The 1,475-nt window shown below is 73.8% G+C and carries 2 protein-coding genes; both read left to right on the top strand.

Annotated elements, in window-relative coordinates; all coding sequences use genetic code 11:
• A partial coding sequence (locus TOK_RS33595; protein ID WP_216362127.1) for a right-handed parallel beta-helix repeat-containing protein occupies nucleotides 1-333 on the top strand: 333 nt, incomplete at its 5' end.
• A 119-nt stretch (nucleotides 334-452) separates the two neighbouring features.
• On the top strand, nucleotides 453-1,391 hold the full coding sequence (locus TOK_RS27730) for a serine protease (protein WP_098960986.1): 939 nt from the start codon (nucleotides 453-455) through the stop codon (nucleotides 1,389-1,391).
• Nucleotides 1,392-1,475 lie beyond the last annotated feature (84 nt).

Raw genomic sequence — 1,475 nt, 5'->3', positions numbered from 1 at the left:
ACCGTCTCCAACAACGTGGTGCGCGACAACGTCGGCGCCGGGATCGACTTCTGGGTCGAGTCGAGCGGGGAGCTCTCCAACGTCACGATCACCGGCAACCACATCGGCGCCAACGGCCGCGGCGGGATCACCTACAACACCAGTGACCTGAGCGGGATCACCGTGCGCGCCAACACCTTCGGCGACGGCAACACCCCACCCGCCACACACACCGGCGTGACGCTGCTCGACAACGTCACCGGCGTCATCCCCAAGGTCACCAGCGCACTGCTCGACCGCGGCGGCTCCGGCTCCGGCGACTCGCAGCCCCTTCTCGGGACGGACCATCAATGACCACCAGCCCGCAACCGGCCACTCGGCCCGCGCCCACCCGGCGGAGGAGCCGGCTCGGACCGGCCGTCGCGCACGTTCTGGCCGCAGCAGCCGCCGCCACAGCGCTGGGGGTGCTGCCGATGGCCGCCTCCGTCTCCGCAGCTGCGCCACCCCTGGCTCCCGCTGCCGCGCATCCTGCCGCCTCGTCGCCGACCGCCGCCACCCCCAGCGTGCTGGTTCTCGCCCCGGCTCGACCGCCACGAGACGACGTCGCCGGACCGGCGCCGGCCCAGCCGAGACCGGCCAGCTCCGCGCCGAGCTCCACCCGCGCGGCCGGCACCGGCGCCGGTGGCGCGTTCTATCAGGCGGAGCGGGTGATCTCGGTCGGGCAGCTGCTGTCGACGGAGAGTTCGTGCACCGCCACGGTCGTCTCCTCGAGCACCGGCAGTGTCGCGGTCACCGCGGCGCACTGCGTGTTCTGGCCCGCGGCCGGGCCGATGGCCGGCGCGTTCCCGAGCCACGGCTGGGTTCGGCTGGAGCAGTTCATCCCCGGCCGCACCGGCGACCGCACCCCGTACGGGCGCTGGCAGATCGAGCGGGCCTGGGTCGACTCCCGGTGGCGCGACACCGGCGACATCGCCTACGACGTCGCGTTCCTGCGGATCAGCCCGCAACGCGGCCGCAGCGTCCAGGACGTCGTCGGCTCCCAGGGCATCGCGTTCACCACCCCCGCGGCCGGGACCGCGGTCACCGCGCTCGGGTACCCGGTCGAGGCCCCGTTCGACGGGCGCACTCTGCGGCGCTGCTTCACCAGCGCCGCCGCGATCGACCCCAGCAGCGACAACGCGCTGACGATGCCGTGCGCGATGACCCCGGGTGCCTCCGGCGGGCCGTGGCTGACCGGCTTCAACCCGGGCACCGGCGCCGGGACCATCGTCGCGGTCACCAGCTTCCACGACGACACCGGTCTGCTCTCCGCGCGCTCACTCGGCGACATCGGCTACGCGCTCTACCAGGCTGCCGACCAGAACAGCGGTGCTGGCCCGAACAGCGGTGCTGGCCAGAACAGCGCCGCATGAGCACCGGCACCGCCCGCCCGGACCGGGTCCAGGGCCACCGACCGGTGCGCGGGTAGGCCGGCGGTGGGTTCGTCACGCACCACC

This window comes from Pseudonocardia sp. N23, assembly GCF_002583555.1.
Lineage (GTDB): Bacteria > Actinomycetota > Actinomycetes > Mycobacteriales > Pseudonocardiaceae > Pseudonocardia.
The sequence above is the reverse complement of the archived record's forward strand: the minus strand, read 5'-3'. Positions and strand labels throughout refer to the sequence as shown.

Coding starts and splice junctions, on each gene's coding strand:
- TOK_RS27730 (WP_098960986.1), top strand. CDS start 453: ATGGCCGCCTCCGTCTCCGCAGCTGCGCCACCCCTGGCTCCCGCTGCC.